The 15117-nt window shown below is 72.6% G+C and carries 14 protein-coding genes; 4 read left to right on the top strand and 10 right to left on the bottom strand.

Annotated features, from left to right (window positions below; translation table 11 throughout):
• Positions 1–36 precede the first annotated feature (36 nt).
• The 9 genes from OIB37_RS24160 to OIB37_RS24120 all read right to left on the bottom strand — a co-directional run bounded on the left by OIB37_RS24160 (position 37) and on the right by OIB37_RS24120 (position 11837).
• Positions 37–1116, bottom strand: coding sequence for a hypothetical protein (locus OIB37_RS24160; protein ID WP_443058194.1), 1080 nt, complete (start codon positions 1114–1116; stop codon positions 37–39).
• A gap of 386 nt (positions 1117–1502) precedes the next feature.
• A complete protein-coding gene (locus OIB37_RS24155) occupies positions 1503–3332 on the bottom strand; it encodes a DUF3492 domain-containing protein (protein ID WP_330459696.1) in 1830 nt (609 codons plus the stop codon).
• Between the two features lie 212 nt (positions 3333–3544).
• Positions 3545–5251 (bottom strand): ABC transporter ATP-binding protein, encoded by a 1707-nt coding sequence (locus tag OIB37_RS24150; protein ID WP_330459695.1) that lies wholly within the window; start codon positions 5249–5251, stop codon positions 3545–3547.
• Complete coding sequence (locus OIB37_RS24145; RefSeq protein WP_330459694.1) at positions 5248–6246, bottom strand: ABC transporter permease; 999 nt, start codon at positions 6244–6246, stop codon at positions 5248–5250. The genes OIB37_RS24150 and OIB37_RS24145 overlap by 4 nt, the downstream gene beginning before the upstream one ends.
• Complete coding sequence (locus OIB37_RS24140; RefSeq protein ID WP_330459693.1) at positions 6243–7262, bottom strand: ABC transporter permease; 1020 nt, start codon at positions 7260–7262, stop codon at positions 6243–6245. Before OIB37_RS24140 ends, OIB37_RS24145 begins: the two co-directional genes overlap by 4 nt.
• A gap of 4 nt (positions 7263–7266) precedes the next feature.
• Positions 7267–8979 (bottom strand): ABC transporter substrate-binding protein, encoded by a 1713-nt coding sequence (locus OIB37_RS24135; protein WP_330459692.1) that lies wholly within the window; start codon positions 8977–8979, stop codon positions 7267–7269.
• 157 nt (positions 8980–9136) lie between these two features.
• The gene (locus OIB37_RS24130) at positions 9137–9232 is read right to left on the bottom strand and encodes an Ms4533A family Cys-rich leader peptide (protein WP_330459691.1); all 96 of its coding nucleotides are present in this window, start codon (positions 9230–9232) and stop codon (positions 9137–9139) included.
• Between the two features lie 56 nt (positions 9233–9288).
• On the bottom strand, positions 9289–10782 hold the full coding sequence (locus OIB37_RS24125; RefSeq protein WP_330459690.1) for a DUF3152 domain-containing protein: 1494 nt from the start codon (positions 10780–10782) through the stop codon (positions 9289–9291).
• A gap of 8 nt (positions 10783–10790) precedes the next feature.
• Positions 10791–11837 carry an alpha/beta fold hydrolase gene (locus OIB37_RS24120; protein ID WP_330459689.1) on the bottom strand — a complete coding sequence of 349 codons (1047 nt, stop codon included), beginning with the start codon at positions 11835–11837 and terminating at the stop codon, positions 10791–10793.
• A gap of 224 nt (positions 11838–12061) precedes the next feature.
• On the opposite strand from OIB37_RS24120, the gene OIB37_RS24115 reads away from it, so the two are divergent.
• The 4 genes from OIB37_RS24115 to OIB37_RS24100 all read left to right on the top strand — a co-directional run bounded on the left by OIB37_RS24115 (position 12062) and on the right by OIB37_RS24100 (position 13990).
• A complete protein-coding gene (locus tag OIB37_RS24115) occupies positions 12062–12283 on the top strand; it encodes a hypothetical protein (protein WP_330459688.1) in 222 nt (73 codons plus the stop codon).
• Positions 12284–12448: 165 nt separating this feature from the next.
• The gene (locus tag OIB37_RS24110; RefSeq protein ID WP_330459687.1) at positions 12449–13090 is read left to right on the top strand and encodes a TetR/AcrR family transcriptional regulator; all 642 of its coding nucleotides are present in this window, start codon (positions 12449–12451) and stop codon (positions 13088–13090) included.
• Between the two features lie 191 nt (positions 13091–13281).
• Entirely contained in the window at positions 13282–13509 is a 228-nt protein-coding gene (locus OIB37_RS24105) for a DUF3107 domain-containing protein (protein WP_330459686.1), read from the top strand.
• A 211-nt stretch (positions 13510–13720) separates the two neighbouring features.
• Positions 13721–13990, top strand: coding sequence for a hypothetical protein (locus tag OIB37_RS24100; RefSeq protein WP_330459685.1), 270 nt, complete (start codon positions 13721–13723; stop codon positions 13988–13990).
• A gap of 58 nt (positions 13991–14048) precedes the next feature.
• Here the strand turns inward: OIB37_RS24100 and OIB37_RS24095 are convergent, their stop codons facing one another.
• Positions 14049–14795, bottom strand: coding sequence for a ferritin-like fold-containing protein (locus OIB37_RS24095; RefSeq protein ID WP_330459684.1), 747 nt, complete (start codon positions 14793–14795; stop codon positions 14049–14051).
• Positions 14796–15117: the final 322 nt, after the last annotated feature.

Here is a 15117-nt window from a genome sequence, read left to right as displayed (position 1 = left end):
GGCCGGCGGGCACGGGCGGGGCCGGTGGCGGAAGGTTCACTCGGGTGCTCCCGTGGACGCGTGGGCCGAGGCCCGCGTGAGGGTGCGCAACGCGTGGACCAGCAGGGTCAGGGCCGCGGTGCCGCAGGCGAGCGCCGGGGCAGCGGCCGCGCCCCAGGTGTCCACCAGCGGCTGCGCGGGAAGCGCGAGGAAGGCGCAGCCGGGCAGTCGGCCGGCCAGGACCAGCGCGGGACACGCCACCAGGGCGGCGCCCGCCGCGCCGAGCACGAGGGCGGGGGCGTGGCGGTGGTGGTGCACGGTGAGGAGACGGGCGAGCAGGAGCAGGGTGCCGAGGGTGAGGGTCTGCGGGTAGGCGGGGTCCTCGTCCAGCGCGGCGGCGCACAGGGCGAGCAGGCCGGTGAGCGCGCAGAGGTACAGGGCGACGACGGCGAGGAGCAACGGGCGCACGGCTGACGTGAAGTCCTCCAGGCCGCGGCTCCCGGCGAGCCTGCGGCGGGCGCCGGCGGTGAGGAGATGGGCGCACCAGGCGGCCGGGGCGCAGGCCAGGGCGAGGGCCAGGGCGGGCGCTGTGGCCACGGGCCAGGCGCCGTCCGGGGCACCGGTGGGCAGGGCGTCGGGGCCGCCCGACACGACGGCGTCCAGGAGTCCGTCACCCAGGAGCGCGTAGGAGAGCAGCCAGAGGGTCCACGCGCGCGTGCCGGACGTGGTCTGCCCCGGTACCGGGCCGGGCCGGGTGGCGAGGGGGCCGTGGCGCAGGGCCGCGCGGACGGCGAGCCCGACCGCGAGGAGTCCGGCGAGGGCCACCAGCGGCCGGGCCTGGCCGTGGGTGAGGCGCAGCCCGGTCACCGCGGCCACGCCGAGCGCGCCGGGCAGGAGGGTGAGCAGGACCCAGTCGGTACGGACGCGGGGTCCGCGCGCGGGCTCGTCCTGGGCGTGCGGTTCCCCGTCGCGGGGCACGCGCGCGTACAACTCCTCGGCCAGTGAGAAGACGTCGCGGTGGCGGAAGCGGGCGGCGGTCCGGTCGGTGACCCCGTGCGCCTCCAGCCCCGCGGCGATCTCCAGCGGGTCCACCGCCCGCTCGCACAGTTCACGGTGCCGGTGCAGCAGGGTCTTCACGGGGTCGGCGGCACCGCGCCGGGGGGCGGTCCTACGGCCCCTGTCCGGCCCGGCGTCTCCTCCGGCGCGCCCAGGTGCCGAGGGGGCCGAAGGTGCCAGAGGTGTCGAAGGTTCCGGCAAGGTCGGCGGGGCCGACGGGGTCGAAGACACGGACACCGAGGACACCGAGGACACCGAGGACACCGCCGGGCGAGCGGCACCGTCGGACGGCTCTGCGGGCGAGACCCCCTCGCCGCCCAACCCGGCGAACGTCCAGTCCAGTTCGCTCAACCCGCTCACGACGCCCCCGCCGTCCCTTCCGGCCTCGCCGGACTCGCCGTCCCGGCCGTCCCCGCCGCTCACGACGCCCCCCTCGCCTCTGAAGGAACCGTTCTCCGTGTCCCCGCTCACAGCGCCCCCTCCGGCGCCGCCGGAGCCGTCACTGGAGCCGTCACTGCGACGGTCGCGGATGTCGCGCGGACCGGACCGCCCGCCGCCCAGCTCGGCGCGATGCCAGGGGGCAGTACGCGGGCCGTGAGGCCGTGCCAGCGGCCCGGGACGTGGGTCTCGGCCGGAGCGGCGAACGGGCGCGGGTCGCCGGCCGCGTCGAGGGCGACGCGGCGGACCGGGCAGCGTGAGACGATCTCCAGGTAAATGCCGTGAAATGCCTTGATGTTCTGCTCGACGGTGAACAGTTCGAGTGCGCGGGCGCGTGCGGCGGCGCCGAGCCGCTCGCGGCGCTCGGGGTCGCGCAACAGCGACACGCACGCCTCGGCGAGCGCCCGCGGATTGCGCGGGGGTACGACGAGACCCGTCCCGCCGATGACCTCGACCACCGCTCCGACGTCCGTGGAGACGGTGGCGCGGCCGCAGAACATGGCCTCGACCAGGCTGACCGGGAAGCCCTCGACGACGCTGGAGAGGGCGACGACGGCACCGGCGGCGTACGCGTCGGCAAGGGTCGGCGCCTCGGGGCCGCCGACCTCCTCGAAGGAGACGGGATTGCAGCCGACCGCGTGCACGCCCTCGGCCTCGTCCGGGAAGAGCTGGGCGGCGAGCGCCCGGCAGTGCCCCAGGTACGACTCGCCCTCGGCGTCCACGGGTACGCCGACGATGCGCAGGCGGGCCCCGGGCTCCTCCTTGCGGACCTCGGCGAACGCGTGCAGCAGCGAGACCAGGTCCTTGCCGGGTTCGACGCGCCCGACCCAGACGAGCGTGTCCGGGTCGGCGCGGTCGGGGGACTCGCCGACCTCGGCGAAGCGGGACGCCTCCATGCCCGGGGGGACGGTACGGATCCGGGCGCGCTCGGCGCCGCAGTGTTCCTGCCAGCGACGGGCGTGCGCGTTGCCCGGGGTGAGGATCTCGGAACGGCGGTAGATCTCGGTGGCCAGCCGGCCGTGGAAGGCGGCGAGCAGCGCCCGTACGGCGGGGGCGGCCGCGTCGGGGCCGAGGGTCAGGTAGTGGGAGCGCAGCTGCACGCCGTACTCGGTGACCAGCAGGGGCACGCCGTTCAGGTGCCGGGCGAGCAGTCCGGGCAGTGCCGCGAGGCCGCCGGAGGCGGCGTGGCAGAGGTCGGCCGCGCCGAGGGCGTCGTCGCCGTACCAGTCCAGCGAGAGGGGGCGCAGGGCGCGTTCGAGGTGTGCGGTGAAGGTCAGCAGGTCGGGTACGCGCGCCTCGCGCGCCGTGTGCAGCGCGCCGGGGGCGCGGCAGGCCCGCTCCAGGATGCGTACGGCGGTGTCGGAGCGGAGCGCGCCGACCAGTCCGCCTTTGTCACGGGCGAGTTCGGCAAGCCCGTACAGAGCGTTGCCGAAACGGTCCGCCAGATCGACGGAGCCGACACCGGTACCGGAATCGACATCGGAATCCGCCCCGGACCCGGCCAGGACATCGGCCCCCGCACCGGACCCGGCGCCAACCCCTGCGCCCGAACCCGAGCCCGCACCGGCCCCCGCGCACACCGTGGCCAGCAGTTCCCCGTAAGCCTCGCCGAAGCGCCGGCGCGCGCGCCGTCCGTAGGTGACCCCGTCGTCCCGCGCCGTCCACAGCGGAGCCGTACGCACGCGGCTGACCTGCGGCGGGAGCGGAACCCGACCGCCGTCCTCCTGCTGCCGTCCGCGGCTGAGCGCGTAGACGTCGAACTCGTGCTGCCCGAGCCCGCGCACGAGCCGGTCGCACCAGGGTCCGGCGTCACCGTTCACATACGGATAGCCACCCTCCGTAAGCAGTCCGATGCGCACGCGTGCACCCCCGATCTCCCATGAGTGGGAGCCGCCTCCGTCCCGGCGGCTCGCAGCGGGACGAACGTATGCGGACAAGGCGGTGGTGCGGCGGACGGTTGTCCGCCGCACCACCAAAAGGGGTGAACGGTCGTAACTTTCGCGTGCGGGTCGCGTTCCGTCGCGCTAAGAGATCACACGGTGATCGCGTGCATGCGAAACGTTACGTCACCTCACACGGTGACCGGCTCGCGCCGTGCCGCGCGCCGCGCGGCGGCCAGCTCCGGGTCCAGGGCCGGTACGGCGGCCAGGAGTTGACGGGTGTAGGGGTCGCGCGGGGCGTCGTACACCTCGTCGGCGGGACCGGACTCGACGACCCGGCCGTGGCGCATGACCACGACCCGGTCGCTGACCTGGCGGACCACGGCGAGGTCGTGCGCGATGAACACGAGCGCGAGGCCGAGTTCCCGCCGCAGTTCGCCGAGCAGGGCGACGACCTGCGCCTGCGTGGTGACGTCGAGCGCGGAGACCGGCTCGTCGCAGACGATGACGCGCGGGTCGGCGGCGAGCGCCCGCGCGATGCCCACACGCTGACGCTGGCCGCCGCTGAACTCGTGCGGGTAGCGGTCGTAGTGGGCCGCTTCGAGTCCCACGCGCTCCAGCAGTTCCGTCACGCGCGCGCGGACGCGCCCCTCGTCGCGGTCCCCGCGCGCGCGGAGCGGGTCGGCGATGGACTCGCCCACGCTGCGGCGGGGGTTGAGAGAGGAGGCGGGGTCCTGGAAGACCATCTGCACGGCCGGGTTCACGCCGTCGTGCGGGCGCCCCTCGTAGCGGATGGCGCCGGCGGTCGGCTCCAGCAGCCCGACGAGCATGCGGCCCAGCGTCGTCTTGCCGCTGCCGCTCTCCCCCACGATCCCCAGGGTCTCGCCCCGGTGGATGGCCAGGGAGATGTCGTCCACGGCCGTGAAGGCCCGTCTGCCACGCCCGAACTCGCGCCGCAGCCCGGTCGCCTCCAGGACGACCTCGCCGGACACCTCGCCGGACGCCCTGCCCGACGACTCGTCGGACCGCTCGGCGAGGGCCTCGCCAGACGACACACCGGACGTCTCACCGGACGACACCTCGGCAGAACCCGCACCGGACGTCCCCGCCGGCGCGGGCCGTACCGCGTCGACGCGCGGTACGGCGGCCAGGAGCGCGCGGGTGTACTCCTCGCGGGGTGCCCCCAGGACGTCGCCCACGGGCCCGTGTTCGACCGCGCGGCCGTGCCGCATGACCAGCACGTCGTCGACGCTCTCGGCGGCGACGCCGACGTCGTGGGTGACGAGCAGCAGGCCCATGCCGGTCTCCTCGCGCAGCGTGTGCAGCAGGTCGAGGATCTGGGCCTGCACGGTGACGTCGAGGGCGGTGGTCGGCTCGTCGGCGATCAGCAGCTCCGGCTCGCAGGCGAGGGCCATGGCGATGAGGGCGCGCTGGCGCATGCCGCCGCTGAACTCGTGCGGGCGGGAACGGGAGCGCCGTACCGCGTCCGGGATGCCGACGCGCTCCAGGACGTCCACGGCACGCGCGCGTGCCGCGCGCCGCGACGCGCGCGTGTGGACGCGGTACACCTCGGCGATCTGGTCGCCGATCGCGTAGTACGGGTCGAGCGAGGACAGCGGGTCCTGGAAGACCATGGCCGCCTTGGCGCCGCGCAGCCGCCGCAGCTCCTCGTCCGGGGCCTGCCGTACATCGGTGCCGGCGACCCGGACGGAGCCGCCGACCCGTGCCCCGGTGCCCCGGTGCAGGCCCAGCAGGGCGCCCGCGACCGTGGACTTGCCGGAGCCGGACTCGCCGACGAGGGCGAGGGCCGCGCCCTCCTCCAGGCGGAAGGAGAGACCGTCCACGGCCCGCAGGGAGCCGAACTCGACGGTGAGGTCCTTGACTTCGACCAGGCTCATGCGAGTACCACCCGTCGGTCGGCCACGGCGTACAGGACGTCCGCGACGGCGTTGGCGATGACCACGAAGAAGCCGACGACCAGCACCATGCCGACGACGACGGGCAGGTCGACGACCTTCACCGCGTGCACCAGCTCCTGGCCGATGCCGGGCAGGCCGAACAGGGTCTCGGTGAGGACCGCGCCGCCGACGGCCGAGCCGACGTTGTTGGCGTTGAGCGCGATGACGGGCGCGAGCGCGCCGCGCAGGGCGTGCCGGCCGACGATTCGGCGCTCGGAGACGCCGTAGGCGCGGAAGGTGCGGATGTGGTCCTCGGCGAGCGTCTCCAGCATCGCCGAGCGGGTGAGCCGGGCGAACGCGGCGGCCTCGATGAGGGCGAGCGACAGCCAGGGCAGCAGCAGGTTCCACGCCCACTGTTCGGGGTCGTCGCCGAAGTCCACGTACTCGGGGAAGGGCAGCAGCTGGAGTTCGCCGCAGACGACGATCATGAGGACCAGTCCGAGCACGAAGACGGGCGTGGCCCAGCCGGCGAGCGTGACGACGGTCAGCACGCGCTCGGAGAGGCGGCCGCGCCGCCACGCGGACAGCACGCCGGTGCCGACGCCGAGGACGAGCCACAGCACCATGGCGCCGAGGACCAGCGAGAGGCTGACCGGCAGCTTGGTCAGGATGATGTCCATGACCTGCTGGTCGCTCTGGTACGACAGCCCGAGGCACGGGGCCGGGCAGTGCGCGACCGAGGTGCCCGTGGAGTAGTCCTGGCCGGCGAGGATGCCCTCCAGGAAGTGCCAGTAGCGCAGGTAGAGCGGGTCGCCGAGCTTGAGCTGCTGGGCGACCTGGTGCACCTGTTCCGGGGAGCAGCGCGGACCGCAGGTGATCTGGGCGACGTTGCCGGGGGTGGCGTAGAAGACGACGTAGACGAGCACCGAGATGGCGAGCAGGGTGACCAGCGCGCCCAGGGTGCGGCGCAGCAGGAAGCCGCCGAAGCCGCTCATGAGGTCTCCTCCTTCCCGGCACCGGCGTGGTCCGCCTCGTTCTTGCGGCCGGTGCCGACGCGCAGGCGGGAGGCAGCGCGCGGGTCGAGGGCGGTGCGCACGCCGTCGCCGAGGACGGTGAGGGCGAGGACGGTGACGAACAGGGCGCCGGCGGGCAGCAGCAGGTACTGCGGGGCCGCCTGGTACCAGACGTCGGCCGCGGTGAGCATCTGTCCCCAGGAGGGCGTCGGCGGCTTCACGCCGACGCCGAGGAAGGACAGGGCCGCCTCGGTGGAGATGTTGACGGGCACCAGCAGCGCGGCGTAGGTGATGACGGGCGCGGCGAGTCCGGGCAGCAGTTCGCGGCGGGCGATGCGCCAGGTGCCCCAGCCGCTGAGCCGGGCGGCGGAGACGTAGTCCAGCCCCTTGAGGGCGAGGGTCTGCGCGCGCACGATCTTCGCGATGTTGCCCCAGGCGATCAGGCCGATGACGAGGGTGACCAGGACGGGCCGGGGGAAGCTGGACGGGACGATCGCCAGCAGCGCCAGCGACATGATCATCAGGGGCAGGGCGACGATGATGTCCGTGGCCCGGCTCAACAGTTGATCAACCCATCGGTTGCCGAGGGCGGAGGCCATGCCGACCACGAGACCGATGGCGATCTGGATCAGGGTGGCCGCCAGGGCCACGCCCAGCGACACCCGCGCCCCGTAGAGCAGGCGCGCGAACAGGTCGCGGCCGGTCTGCGGTTCGACGCCCAGCCAGTGGTCGGCGCTCATGCCTCCGAAGGAGCCCATGGGCACGCCTCCGCGCGCGGAGTCGATCAGGGAGGGGTGGTACGTGGTCGGGTCCTGGCCCTCGATCGCCGTGAGCAGCGGCGCGGCGAGTGCGGCCAGGACGAGCAGCGCGACGACGGCTGCGGCGACCAGGGCGGCGCGGTGCGTGCGCAGCCGCCGCCAGAACTGACGGGCCCCCGAGGCCGCCGGGGCGGAAGTCTCCGCCCCGGCGGCCTCGACGGCGGCAAGTGCCTCGCTCACGGTGCTACTTCACCGCGACCTGGGAGATGTCCAGGACGCCGGTCCAGTCGCTGATGACGATGTTCTTGACGTCCTTGCCGTACAGGCGCTTGTAGACGGGGTGGAACAGCGGCACGACGAGGGCCTGCTCGCCGATCTTCTTGTCCAGCGCGCCCCACCGCTTCGCGGCGGCGTCGAGGTCGGTCAACTTGTTGATCGCGTCGATCTCGTCGTTGACCGACTTGTCGTCCAGCAGGCCCGTGTTGAAGTTCGCGCCGTCCTTGACGATCTGGCGGCCGTCGAAGATCGGGGCGAGGAAGGGGCCGCCGGAGGGCCAGTCGGCACCCCAGTGGGCGAGGAAGAAGCCGGGCTCGGTCTTCACACTGTGGATCTTGTCCCGGTAGTCGTTGTCCTCCAGGCCCTGGAGCTTGACCGTGATGCCGGCCTTCTTGAGCGCGTCCTGGAGCGCGGTGGCGATCTCCGGGCTGGTCTCGAAGTCCTTGCTGTTGGAGTGGGTGAGGGTCACGGTGAGCCCGTTCTTGTGACCCGCCTCCTTCAGCAGCTCCTTGGCCTTGGCCGCGTTGCCGCCCTTGCCCGCGGGGAAGAGGTCGTACGGCGTGTAGCCGAAGGACTTCTGGTCGGGCAGGAAGGTGGTGGCGGGCTCGGCGAGCGCCGAACCGCCGGCCGCGTTGACGACCGAGGAGCGGTCGATCGCGTACGAGATCGCCTGCCGCACCTTGGGGTCGTCGAACGGCTTCACCTTGGGGTTGAAGCCGATGTAGTTCGTGTAGCCGAAGTGGCCGGTGTCCACGCGCGCGGCGAGATCCTTGTCGCCGGTGACCCTGGCGAGTTCGGCCGGGCCGAGGTTGGTGTCCGTGGTGACCGCGGCGGCGTCCGCTCCCTGGGACGCGGACAGCCGCTGGTTGATCACGGAGGAGTCGAGGCCGGAGCGGACGTCGATGGTGTCCGGGTAGGCCTTGCGCTCGTCGTCGCCGGACCAGAACGTGTTGCGCGCGAGGACGATGTGCTCGCCGTCGTTCTCGTTCCTGACGACCTTGTAGGGGCCGGAGGAGACCGGGTGGTCCTCGTACTTGGTGCCCTTGTCCTTGGCCTTGGGCACCGGGGTGAACTGCGTCTGGGTGGCGAGGAACGGGAACTCGCCCTCGGGCTTGTCCAGATGGAAGACGATGGTCCGCGCGTCCGGCGTCTCGATCGCCGCAAGGCCCTTCTTGTCCTTGTAGGGGCCCTGGTAGTCGGCCGCGCCGACCAGCCAGTCGCGCAGGTAGGGGGCGCCGCCGGAGAGTTCGGGGGCGAAGGAGCGCTCGATGCCGTACTTGATGTCGGCCGAGGTGATCGGCGTGCCGTCCTCGTACTTGAGGCCCTGCTTCAGGGTGTACGTCCACACGGTCGCGTCCTTGTTGGGACGTCCGGTGTCGGTGGCGAGGTCCGGGACCACCTTGGCGCCGGCGGCACCGTTCTCGCGGTTGCGCGTGGTGAGGGTGCGGAAGACGAGCGAGGGGACGTTGCCGCCGCCGGAGGTGTAGAGGCGGGCGGGGTCGAAGTCCTGCTGCGGCTGCGCGTTCAGCACCGCGAGCGTGCCGCCCTTGTGCGGCGTGGAGTCGCCACCGGAGCCCTTGGCATCGTTGTCCTTCGGGCCGCAGGCGGCGGCGCCCGCCGCCACAACCAGGCTGACGGATGCCGCTGCCACGCGGCGCGCTATGACGGACGATTGACGCATCGGAATGACGACCTCTCAAGTACTGAGACAAGTGAACGAGGAATGAGACGGCTGTGAACAGACGTCGGTCCCGGCGTCGGGTCGTCGAAGTATCCGCGACCGGGTCACGGACGCAGCAGAAGGAAACAAGTCGCGACGCGAACGCCAGGAGGCGGCGTCAGCGACAGTGGATGTCGGCCACGCAGAGCGCGGTCACGCCGATCAGCGCCAGCTCGATGGCGGCGCTGCGAGAGAGGGCGTGACGGGACCACATGCGCAAAAATATGAACGAACCTTCGACTCATGTCAATGTGACATGAGTGGCACCCGTCAACTGGCCGGATAGGGCCAGGGGTTGGGCAGGCAGTGGATTCCGTCGTGGTCGAGGAACTTGGTCTGCTGCTGCATGACCGGCGCGAGTTCGCCGTCCTTCTGGCACGTCACATGGCCGTGACCGAGGCGGTGACCGACCTCGTGATTGATGAGCATCTGCCGGTAAGGGTGGATTTTGTCCCCGTATGTCTTGCTGCCCTGTGCCCACCGGTAGGCGTTGATCATCACGCGCTCCGTGGCCGCGGAGTCGCAGGAGACGTTGTCCTCCGTGGTGTCCAGGCCGGACTTGGCGCACCACTCGGCGGTGGTGCCGGGACTGGCGAGCGTGATCACGAAGTCGGGCTTGCCGGAGGAGACACGCTCGAAGCTGCGGGCGTCTCCATGGGCCCAACTGCGCTCGTCGTTGAGCGTCTTCTGCACGGCCTCGGCGAACAGGGCGCCGTCCAGGCCGAGTCCCCGCTCGACGTCCACGCGGTAGGTGTACTTCCGGCCCTTGCCGGGCGCCTTGTCGAAGCCGGGAACGGCGTCGAACTTCCCCGAGCCCTTCAACGTGGCGCCGAGCGGGTACTTGATGCCCATCTTCTGGTCGTAGGTCAGCGTGACCGCGCTCGGCGCGGCGGACGGGGCCGCCTGCCCGGCGGTCCGCGCGCCCCGCGCCTGACCGTCGGCCGCGGACTGCGTACTCCCGTCGCCGCCCGTGTCCCGCCCCGCGACGTGCCCCACGGCCACGACCGCGAGCACGGTCGTCACCGCGGCCGCCGCGATACCCGCGAAGGCCCGCCCCTTGCCGCCGTTGCGCTGTGCGGGCACCTCGGCCGGGGACACGCCGCCGTCGCCGCGGCCAGGGGCCGTCGCGTCCGCCGGGCGGACACCGTTGTCGTACGGCTCCCACACCTCGGCGGCGCCACGACGGCCGCCCTGACCGGCACCCGGACGGCCCCCGGAGAGGCCGTCGTCGGCCTGGAAGGCGTCGAGGTACTCCTGCCGGGGTCCGGCTCCGCCGGCCGCCGCCCCCTCGGATCCGGCCTGCCGCTGCCGCGGAAACGCGCCGCCCGCACCGGACGCCCGGCCCGGAGCGGCGTCGGTTCCCGTGGCGCCGCCCGCGCCGGTGAACCGGCCCCAGCCGCCGCCTCGTTCACGCTGTTCGGGATGCCCGCCACGAGCGGCGCCGTCCCCGACCCGCGGGAAACCGTGCGCGGGGGTGCCGTCGGGCAGCCGCGGCACACCACCCGCGGGCGTGCCGTCCGCGCGCGGGGGCACCCCCTGCGCGGCGCGCTGCGCGCCGACCCCGCGGCCCGCTCCCGCTCCGCCGCCCGTCGCCTGCGGCACCTGCCGCCGGCCGGCCGTCCCGGAGTCCGGCGGGGTCGCGGGCGAGGGGAAGCCGCCGGCGTTCCGTGTGTCCGGCCGGGCGGCCGGATTCGTGCTCGCTATGTCCGCGATGTCCGCGGTCTCGCCCTTGGGGGCCCGTCCCCGGCGGCTGTGGCGTCCCACCTGTGTCGTCAGCTCCCCGCGCCCGTGACGGGAACGTCGTCCCCGGCAGTCATGTCCGCACCGGAGCCCGGCGCGCGGAAGTCCGTGCCCTCGGGGGCCGGCCGGCCCCGTTCCGCGAGGAGTTCGCGGAACGCCGTGGCCACCACCTCCGGGTACTCCATCATCGCGACGTGCCCGGCGTCCGGCAGGGACAGCAGACGGGAGTCGCGGAAGGAGCGGGCGGCCTTGGCGGCCATGCGGAAGCCGACCAGCTGGTCGCGGCCGCCGTAGACGAGCAGCGTCGGGGCGAGGACGCGCTCGGCCTGGCGCCACAGCCCCTGCTGGCCGCCCAGGGTGTAGGCGTTGACGATCCCGCGCGCGGAGCGCGCCATCGCGTCCCAGAAGTACGGCAGTTGCAGCCGCCGCTCCAGCTCCTCCACGGCGTACCGGAACGCCTCGGGCGTGACGCGCCCGGGGTCGCCGTAGCAGAGCCCCAGAACGCCGTGCACCCGCTGCTCGGCCGTCCACTCCCTGGTGAGGCGGTTGAAGAGCAGGGCCACACCGGGCACGCCCAGCAGGCCGGTCGGCGCCGCGCTCCGCTGGATCCGCAGCTCCGGCAGCGCGGGCGAGACCAGCGCGAGGGTGCGGACGAGGTCGGGGCGTACGGCGGCCACGCGCGTGGCGACGGCGCCGCCGAGCGAGTTGCCGAAAAGGTGGACCGGGCCGCGGCCGGAGGCGTCGAGGTAACGGATGACCGCGCGCGCGTGTCCGGTGACGGAGTAGTCCCCGTCGTCCGGCGGCGGGGAGTCACCGAAACCCGGCAGGTCGACCGCCTCGCTGTCGACGACCCCGTCCAGCTCGGCCATCAGCGCCGACCAGTTCTGCGAGGAGCCGCCGAGCCCGTGCACGTACAGAGCGGACGGGAGTCCCGCGCGCGTGTGCCGGCGGGAACGGACCGACAGGGTGACGCCGGGCAGTCCCACCGACCGCAGTCGCTCACCTTCGCCCACCCTGACGGGTGCCACCCTCGGGAGCACGCTGGCGGCCGGCACGGACGGCGACTCGGTCGAAGACATGCGGCAATGTTACGAGACGATCACACCGTGGTTCATGTGGCGGCGGTCACAACAGGCGCGACAGGGTTTGAAACCGGCCGCGCGGGGACAGCGCGGCCACACCGTACAGCGGACGCGCGCCGATGGCATGGCGTCGGGATCAGGTGTCTCCTAGGCTCATACACAGGGCACCCGTATGTGGCCCCCTGCTGCTTTCGGGGACGTTCGTAGGAAGGGAGCCCGCCATGGCCTATGACCCCATCGAGCCCGACGCCATCGAGGACCTGGAGGCCGATCTCACGGAGATCGACGTCGAGGCCCCCGAGGGCGACGCCGTCGAACAGCACGCCGAGGTCACGTCGGAGCGCGACGACCCTCTGACCGGAGTCGATCCGGGCAGCGGAAGCGAAGCCGATCTCATCGAACAGGCGCGCGTCGTCTCACACGATGAGGACGACTACCGCTGACCAGGCATGACCTTGTGGCACCCGCCGCCACGGCGCGGCACGCCGCACGGCTTTCGTCACCGCCCGGGACGTGAAATTCTGCGCTCGCACCGCGCACACCTGGGTTACCGAAAAGTACGATGGCCGCGCGGCCGACACCGCATGTGGACGACATTGGGAGGCGGCGTGACAGCCATCGAGCAAACTGAGGCAGCACGCCCGCGCGGCACACGTCTGCCGCGCCGAGCCCGACGGAACCAGCTCCTGGGCGCCGCCCAGGAGGTCTTCGTCGCACAGGGCTACCACGCGGCCGCGATGGACGACATCGCCGAGCGGGCCGGCGTCAGCAAGCCGGTGCTCTACCAGCACTTCCCCGGAAAACTCGACCTGTATCTCGCCCTGCTGGACCAGCACTGCGAGTCGCTGATCCAGTCCGTGCGCGCCGCGCTCGCCTCGACGACCGACAACAAGCAGCGCGTCCGGGCGACCATGGACGCCTACTTCGCGTACGTCGAGGACGACGGCGGCGCCTTCCGGCTGGTCTTCGAGTCGGACCTGACGAACGAGCCCGCAGTGCGCGAACGCGTCGACAAGGTCACCAACGAGTGCGCGGCGGCGATCTGCGAGGTCATCGCCGAGGACACCGGCCTCTCGCGCGCGGAGTCGATCCTGCTCGCCTCCGGCCTCGGTGGTCTCGCCCAGGTGGTGGCGCGTTCCTGGCTGCACAGCGACCGCAGCGTGCCGCGCGACCAGGCGGTGCAGCTGCTGACCTCGCTCGCCTGGCGGGGCATCGCCGGGTTCCCGCTGCACGGCAACGAACACCACTGACGGCGACCGGTCGCGAGCGCGCCCGGCGGCCACCGCTGACGCCCCCTCACACCCCGCGGGACATCTGTTCCCGCGGGGTGTTCGCTGTTGGCGTTCCGGCCCACAGCGTGTACGTCCCCTCACCGGGCTAATGTGTGCAGCGTACGGCGCGGAAGATCGCGCACATCACTGGCCGTCGGAGGGACATAGCCGTGGAGGTCAAGATCGGCGTGCAGCACGCGCCCCGCGAGATCGTTCTGGAGAGCGGTCAGAGCGTCGAGGACATCGAGCGCGTGGTGGCCGAGGCGCTGGCCGGTAAGTCGGCTCTGCTGAGCCTGGAGGACGAGCGCGGCCGCAAGGTCCTGGTCCCGGCTGACCGTCTGGCGTACGTGGAGATCGGCGAGCCGACCGTCCGCAAGGTGGGCTTCGGCACGCTCTGAGCCGCAACCGACGGAAGGGCCCGGTGGCACTGTGCCGCCGGGCCCTTCCGCGTACCGGCGCCCGTACGCATGTGCACAGAAGGGGAGCGTTCGCACGTGTGTACACAGAAGGTGCACAACTCGCCCACAGGGGAGGATTGGAATCCGCAGGTCACGGGTATGACGGGCTACGACCGTGAAGCACGGGACGCCGTGGGAGGGACCCCCCGACATGATCCTGGAAGCGCTCGGATCCGCCTTGCTCGGCCTGATCCTTGCCTGGGCGGCGGCACACCGCCTTTCGCACCGCCTGCCTGCCCGCCCGCTGGTTCTCTCGACGGGCGTCGCCGGAGCACTCTTCGGTGACTTCGTCACCCACACCGCCCTGGGCCCGGGCAGCACCCTGCCGAGTCTCCTGGGCGCCGCGATCGTCTCGGCGGCCTCACTCTCGCTGCTCCTGCGCCCCACGACCCGCCGCCTGCGACGATCAGCCCCGGCGTAGGCAGCGGAGAGCGGAGGCGGGGCAGGGCGGGGCCGCCCCGCGACTCCCTCGCGAAGCGCTACGCGGCCAGGCCCAGCGCGGCCATCCGCTTGGTGTGCGCCTCGGTGATCCGCGAGAACATCCTGCCGACCTCGGCGAGGTCGAACCCGTCGGCCAGGCCTCCCACCAGCATCGTCGAGAGCGCGTCGCGCTCGGCGACCACCCGCTGGGACTGCGACAGCGCCTCCCCCATCAGCCGCCGCGCCCACAGCGCCAGCCGGCCGCCCACGCGCGGGTCGGCGTCGATCGCGGCGCGCACCTTCTCCACCGCGAAGCCGGCGTGCCCGGTGTCGTCGAGGACCGCGAGGACGAGTTCACGCGTGTCGGAGTCGAGGCGGGCCGCGACCTCCCGGTAGAAGTCGCTCGCGATCGAGTCGCCGACGTAGGCCTTGACCAGGCCCTCCAGCCAGTCCGAGGGCGCGGTCTGCTTGTGGAAGCCGTCCAGGGCGGCGACGAACGGCTCCATCGCCGCCGTCGGCTCCGCGCCGATCTCGGTCAGCCGGTCCCGCAGCCGCTCGAAGTGGTGGAACTCCGCCGAGGCCATCTTCGCCAGCTCCGCCTTGTCCGCGAGGGTCGGCGCCAGCTTCGCGTCCTCCGCGAGCCGCTCGAACGCCGCCATCTCGCCGTACGCGAGCGCGCCGAGCAGGTCCACGACCGCGGCACGGTACTGCGGGTCCGCGGCGGCGGTAGCCCAGTCCTGGGCGGCGACACCGGTGGGTTCGGCGGAGGCGGCGGACGCGTTCTCAGGCTTGTCAGAGCTAGTCATGAGGCGCACAATAGCCCGCTCGCCGCACCCCGGAAGCTCCTGGTGGAGCACTGTGGCGGCGACGGAAGCGACTGTGACGACGACTACGTGACCAATTCGGCCATCACGTGTGCGTGAATCCGGGGTATGGTGGTAATGCGCCTGCTGGGTGCGTCGACGGTGTTTGACGTTTGACGCTTTCCTCCAGGCCGCACGCATGAGGATGCCCGGTCGGTGGCCCGATCGGCTCCGACCCGACAGCTCTCCGTGGCCGTACTGCACCGCACGTACGACGACCGGAGGGACACCCTCAGCGGTACGAGCGCTAGAGCGTGAGCAGAGG

Source organism: Streptomyces sp. NBC_00820 (genome assembly GCF_036347055.1).
In the GTDB taxonomy this organism is placed as follows: domain Bacteria; phylum Actinomycetota; class Actinomycetes; order Streptomycetales; family Streptomycetaceae; genus Streptomyces.
The sequence above is the reverse complement of the archived record's forward strand: the minus strand, read 5'-3'. Positions and strand labels throughout refer to the sequence as shown.

Coding starts and splice junctions, on each gene's coding strand:
- OIB37_RS24130 (WP_330459691.1), bottom strand. CDS start 9,232: ATGTGGTCCCGTCACGCCCTCTCTCGCAGCGCCGCCATCGAGCTGGCG.
- OIB37_RS24145 (WP_330459694.1), bottom strand. CDS start 6,246: ATGAGCGGCTTCGGCGGCTTCCTGCTGCGCCGCACCCTGGGCGCGCTG.
- OIB37_RS24135 (WP_330459692.1), bottom strand. CDS start 8,979: ATGCGTCAATCGTCCGTCATAGCGCGCCGCGTGGCAGCGGCATCCGTC.
- OIB37_RS24120 (WP_330459689.1), bottom strand. CDS start 11,837: ATGTCTTCGACCGAGTCGCCGTCCGTGCCGGCCGCCAGCGTGCTCCCG.
- OIB37_RS24100 (WP_330459685.1), top strand. CDS start 13,721: ATGATCCTGGAAGCGCTCGGATCCGCCTTGCTCGGCCTGATCCTTGCC.
- OIB37_RS24150 (WP_330459695.1), bottom strand. CDS start 5,251: ATGAGCCTGGTCGAAGTCAAGGACCTCACCGTCGAGTTCGGCTCCCTG.
- OIB37_RS24095 (WP_330459684.1), bottom strand. CDS start 14,795: ATGACTAGCTCTGACAAGCCTGAGAACGCGTCCGCCGCCTCCGCCGAA.
- OIB37_RS24115 (WP_330459688.1), top strand. CDS start 12,062: ATGGCCTATGACCCCATCGAGCCCGACGCCATCGAGGACCTGGAGGCC.